Raw genomic sequence first — 5,707 nt, forward strand, 5'->3', positions numbered from 1 at the left:
CCACTTCAATGCAAGGCGGCCAAGACCGGTCGCTTACGTAGAAACCAAGTTCGTTACACTCGAACAGGCGCAAGCAAGGCTGAATGTCCTTGATGGACGCAAAGAAGAGTTTGCCGCGATTGCTGACCGGGTAAAACTGGCGACGAGCGCTCAGCTGATTCTAGATTTGGAAGAGCAATTGGTCGACGCGGGCAAAGACCTAAATGCCACCAACGCGAAGTTGGCCGAAGCTGTGGCAGCAGAACACCAGGCACAACAAAGAGAGAAGGAAGCTGCCGAGAGTCTTGTGAGGGAAGCTGAAAGGGTGCTTGAGATGGATGCCGCGCGCAAGCGCAAAGACGATCTTGAGCGATTTGCCGCAGTTCTTGAAGCTGCCTCAACCAGCGCTGAAGCCTTAGAGGCGGCAATCATGGCTGATCAAACAGCCCAGGTCGCCCTCCAGACAAGTGGCTTACGGCTGGACCTGCTTCGTAAATCGCGCAGCGAGCGAGACTCAGAACTGAAGTCAGCCCGTACCGCAGCTAATCGACGTTCTCAATTAGTTCAAACACATGCGAGTCTTTTGGTTCAAAGGAAGGCAGCTGAAGATTATGAACGCGCAGTAGCGGCGGTTGAGTTAGCGAAAGCGGAGTTTGACAAGGTTCGCAAAGCTTCGACTGAGGCGGCGGTTCATGAAACCAACGCGCGCGCCGTGTTTGTAGCTTCAGAGCAAGCCCTTGCAGCTGTGCAAGCTCTGCATCTTGCTACCAAGCTGGAACACGATCAGCCTTGTCCGGTATGCGGATCGACAGACCATCCGAGACCAGCGACGGGCGATATTGAGAACGTAGGACGCGATCAGGCCTTTCGCGAAGCCCGTGATGAGCTTGAAAAGGCTGAGGCGGCGGCTCGTCAGATGAATGAAAGACTAGCCGGGCAAAGAGCCAAAATTGAGGCTTTCGAACAAAGCCTCTCGTTGTTGGAACGGCAATCAGATGCGCTCGTGGTGATCCAAGATAAGGTTCGAGAGATTGAGGCTGACATCGATGTGCTCGGCCCTTCTGTCAATCTTGAGGAAGCCGAGGCGTCGATTGACACGCTCGACAGAGAGATTGCGGCCATAGAGTTGGAAATCGACCATCTCCGTACGAAGGCAGAGAACAGCCGTCACATTTCGACCGAAGCTCGAGTCGAGCACGAAGGAAAACTCTATTCCATCCCCGAATCGCTTCGCACACAGAGCGCTATCGCATCAGAACTGGCCGATGTGTCGCTTTTGTTGGACAGCCTCGTCGAAGCAAAGAAGATAGCAGAAGCGCAAGCGCAAGCAGCGCGCGAGGCCTGGGTGTTAGCCGTGGCTACCTCCAAAGCGGCTGGGAAGGCAGTTGCGGCAAGCAATGATCGCTTCGAGAAAGCAAACAAGGCTTTTGCCACCCGTCTGGCCGACCAAGGGCTTTCGGCAGAGCTCTTCCAAAATCTCAAACCAGCAATCGCCATGATCGAGGCAGACATAGAATCGGTCAGAGAGTTTCAGACTCAATTGAACGAAGCGCAGGGTGCTGCAAAGGCAGCGACTCTGGCCATCGGCGATCTTACCCGCTTGGATCTTCCAACGTTGAAGCAAGCCAGTGAATCCGCTGCAGCAGCCCTATCTAAATCAACGGAAGAGCGGATCGCAGCCAACAACCGTGTCGATCAGCTGGAGCATCTAAGGAAAAGCCTAGAAGAAGCCATGCGCAAAGTGGCTGAAGCGGAAGCGGAATCGGGCCCGCTTCGCAAGATCGCCGCCCTTGCGAATGGCGAAAATTCGCTCAATCTCAAACTGGAAACCTATGCGATCGGGGCTATGTTCGATCGCGTGCTCGAGGCTGCAAATCTGCGGCTAGGCCCGATGACCTCCTCTCGATATCAGCTTGAGCGTGACAGGGAAGGTGGTCGTGGTAGCCGAGGCCTCGGCATTCAAGTCTTTGATGCACATACAGGCAAGTTCAGAGGAACGGACACCCTGTCCGGCGGCGAGACCTTCATCGCGGCGCTCGCTCTGGCGCTGGGTCTTGCAGATGTTGTCGAAGCCACAAACGGAAAGGTCAGGCTTGATACAATCTTCATCGACGAAGGCTTCGGAAGCCTTGATACCGAAAACGGTTCGGGCACGCTTGATCAAGTCCTCAATGTTCTTGGCAGTTTGGTGAAACAATCGAGAGCCGTTGGTCTTATTTCCCACGTTCCTCTGGTCCAGGAAGCTATCCCGAACGGTTTCTATGTTCGCAAAGGACCGATGGGTAGTGCAATTGAAAAGCGGGGCGAGTTATGAAGCACGATCGCTTTATCTATCGGCGCGCGCACAGGCGGCAACTTAAGAACGGAGCCATTGTCCCAGTGCGCGAGAGTTGGACTTGGAGAGGCGATACTGAAAGGAAGCGTCAAGGTAGTTTCCGTACATCTTGCCCATTCTGCAATGCCTCAATGATTGTTGTTTCAATGCCTAATGGCGGGAGAGTTTGCTTTGAGGCTCATGCCGGCCTTTCCCGGGTGAAGCACTTCTGCATGCATTTAGGCGAAGGCTTAGGAAAGGGCCCTGACACGAGCACGCTTGATCTGTTCTCATGCCCAGAGGGAATGTAAGACCATTTGAAATGTGCGCTGATAAGGTGTCTGCTGAAGCCTCCTATGTGTCAGTGTACCGACTGTCGCGTACCATCTTTGTCTGGATCTCACAAATGCACCGGTAGCCTTCGTAGCAGCGGACTGAGCGCAACAGTAATTTTTAAGTCGCCCCTCGTGCTGGACTCTGCATCCAAACAAAGAGCGCGCTCGCGATCATGGTCAACAGCATCAAAAACCCAATCACGATCGTGGTAAATCCCCAGTCATGTCCTGAGTTGTCTGTCAGGCTTGGCAACACAGCGTCGATCAATCCGTAGAAGATGGCACATAGGAGGAGGGCGAGAGCAGCAGCATTGCGCATCATGCGCGCGTTGTGTCGCGCAAACCATGCAACGCTCAAAAAACAGACGGTGCAAACTAAACCCACCGAAAGGCTTGTTTCTAGCTGCTCGTACTTTGCGTTGGCGACCACGATGGAAACGATGCTCACGACCGACAATAATGCCTGCATGCCGCCAGTGATGAGCAAGCATCGAAATGTCATTGTGTGGCCAATCTCTGCCAACTGGAACCGGTCCAGGGGAGCCTTCAACGCCTTTTGTGCGGCCAACCCCAGGACAATCGGATAAGAAACAAATCCCATCGTCGCCAATGTCCAAAAAAACCTTAAGCTGAACTGCGACGAAATTTCGGAGAGTGCGCTTAAAGTCCAATAGGTCCAATATCCCGCAAACCAAAGAGAAAACAGAAGGACCAGTCCAAACCCAATCCGCGCCCAACCTTCTGCGGTTGTTACATTCTCTTTCAACGACGATCCAAGGCAGCCCAACGCAAATGCGCTCTGATTTTCGCGCAAATGCTCGTATTCACCGCGCATCGCCTCCCCCCAAGCCCGTCGACTGGGTGGCAAGAGCGCAATGGCAAGTTTCAAAGCCAAGCGGCTCATGCGGTTTGCTCCTTAAAACTTGTTAAAGCAGGTCGGCTGGACTTAGCCTCGCGGGCGGCCTTCAGCCCAGCATCAGTCAGTCGATATGCATGGCGAGGCGGCTTACCCTCGACGTCTGGCGGCGTCCATTTGCTTTCCAGCAAGCCGCGCTCATCCAAGCGCATGAGAACAGGATAAAGCGTGCCAGACTTAATGCCGGTCGCCTTCATCAACTCATAGCCATAACACCAATCAGTCGGTGCGCTGGCGAGGATCGCGAGGAGGTCTTGGGCTTGGCTTGAAAGGGGGCGGTTGCGTTTCATACCAATAGATCAACATATGTAGATTTAAGAGTCAAGTGCGGTAAAAATTAGGTGCGTCACTCAAAAACTTGCAAGCTTGGGGATTTGCCCAATGGTGAGCGCCCAACTTCACCGGTTTCCCCGCACTCCGTCTTGATCAATTTTGCCTTAGGTGAGTGTTGCCGCAGGCTGTACCTGTCCCAAAACTCAATTTCCAACTGTTCTGCTGTATCCCACAGCAAGAATTCAGGATCGCTAGATAACGACCCAGCATGCCGTACTTGTTCAAACACATGCAGGGCTTCTGGCCTGTATGGTGCGAATCCCCCGTAAAAAGGTCATGTAGCAGACAAATTCCAAGTCACGCGCTCGCGCCAGTCTCTTGGAAACCCCATGGCATCGCGCTGGCCTTCGCTGATAGTTTCCATCAAACCTGCGATTCTAGCCGCGAAGCTCGTTTGAGGGCTCTGTACTCGTAGCATATGCAAGCAGAGGACCAAGACGTTGTAAATCCGGTTGTCGACTTCACCTGTCCCGAGTATGACCAATTCCGACCTCAGACGCTTGATAAGCATAAATTTTTTGACCAGGCGCCGGTTCCATAGTCGCCCGTGGTGGGCGCAGATATTACGAACATAGGCGAGAACTTGCAGCACGCTATCGACTACTTCGGGTGTCCTGAGTCCGAGATCGTCTGCGACATGTCGGCGGACGGAGCGGTCTTTTGTCATGTCGACCCACTGAGATAGCTCGCCCATTGTCATGCTTTCCGTGGAAGCCCAAAGTGGCGGCATGTACGGGACGTCATACGTGTTTTTGTAGTGTTCAAGAAACACTTCGTTACTTTGGCTGATATTGCGTGCCAGCTGTGCCACTTTGCCAGCATGCTCCCAAGGATTAGTAAAGTTTGTCGGATCTAAGTGAGCATGCGGCCCAGCGGCTAGTGCGAGCCGGTTAGTCCATGACGCGCGAATTGCGATCTCTATCCGTTCGACCGCTTCCATTACTAGCAACCTCAGCTTTCGGTCAAAGATGTAAAGTTCTACGATTGCTTCATGCCGCGTGCCGTCCTGGAATTGCTTGCTGCGCGCCCGGTTTTCGGGTGCCGGTAGCTCGAATGGCAGCCAATAGGCGCTTAGGCGATAGTAACCGATGGTCCGTAATTCGCGGAGTAATCGCTCTCTGTCATGTACGACCAACCCACGTTCGATCAATTGATCGGCCTGTTGGTCGATCGTTGTGGCTGGTTTGACGTAGGCAGCCTTCATGTTGTCGCTTCCAGGAGGTTCAACGAAACAGGCCCTCCCGGTAAACCGGAAGGGCCTGAAAGAAGTAACCCCCCGGCGTTGAGCATAACCTCGCGATCATAGGCTTGGGGGGTGTTGTTGCTGCCTACTAGCGCGACGACAAAAGTAGATGCAATGGACAATTACGCAGATCTGATATGCATAAGTGATGAGACCGCTCGGTTCAATTATTTCAATCCTTTATTGTGATTGTCTGCGCTGATAGCTTCGCCCTCTGACAAAATATCGATTTTGTCAGAGGGAAAGGGGATGTTAACCAGTGTAGCTGACAATATCGCTATGACTTTAGAAAGCGCCCGACAATCGAGTTTGCGGAGATCGAACGATAGGTTTGTCGCCGATCTAACGGAAGATGGAACCGTTTCTCTACTTCATCGCACGCATAGCGCTGCTGTCGAGTCATTGTTGGAAATTTTGGCGTCTAGGCACGCGAATGTTGGAACACGCTCTCAGTATAAACAAGCGCTTCGGTCTTTTCTTGATTGGATGAAGGTTCAGCGTTTTACGAGCCTTTCTGATCTAAGAGCGTCTGATCTCAGTGCTTGGCGTGACCTGAGCCCCGATTGGTCCGTCATTTGAAAGGAGAG

At 53.0% G+C, this 5,707-nt stretch carries 4 protein-coding genes; 1 reads left to right on the top strand and 3 read right to left on the bottom strand.

Annotation, left to right across the window (positions count from 1 at the left end; translation table 11 throughout):
- The coding region (locus B7364_RS08445; protein WP_085339564.1) for an SbcC/MukB-like Walker B domain-containing protein at positions 1 to 2,293 on the top strand (2,293 nt) is incomplete at its 5' end.
- 453 nt (positions 2,294 to 2,746) lie between these two features.
- Here B7364_RS08445 and B7364_RS08450 read toward each other — a convergent pair.
- The 3 genes from B7364_RS08450 to B7364_RS08460 form a co-directional block, all read right to left on the bottom strand.
- The gene (locus B7364_RS08450; protein ID WP_157893604.1) at positions 2,747 to 3,463 is read right to left on the bottom strand and encodes a DUF7937 domain-containing protein; all 717 of its coding nucleotides are present in this window, start codon (positions 3,461 to 3,463) and stop codon (positions 2,747 to 2,749) included.
- Between the two features lie 65 nt (positions 3,464 to 3,528).
- Positions 3,529 to 3,834: a PadR family transcriptional regulator gene (locus B7364_RS08455; protein WP_085339566.1), complete on the bottom strand. Its 306-nt coding sequence runs from the start codon at positions 3,832 to 3,834 to the stop codon at positions 3,529 to 3,531.
- A gap of 317 nt (positions 3,835 to 4,151) precedes the next feature.
- Positions 4,152 to 5,081, bottom strand: coding sequence for an Abi family protein (locus B7364_RS08460; protein ID WP_085339567.1), 930 nt, complete (start codon positions 5,079 to 5,081; stop codon positions 4,152 to 4,154).
- Positions 5,082 to 5,707 lie beyond the last annotated feature (626 nt).

This window comes from Aquidulcibacter paucihalophilus (assembly GCF_002105465.1).
Taxonomy (GTDB): Bacteria; Pseudomonadota; Alphaproteobacteria; order Caulobacterales; family Aquidulcibacteraceae; genus Aquidulcibacter; species Aquidulcibacter paucihalophilus.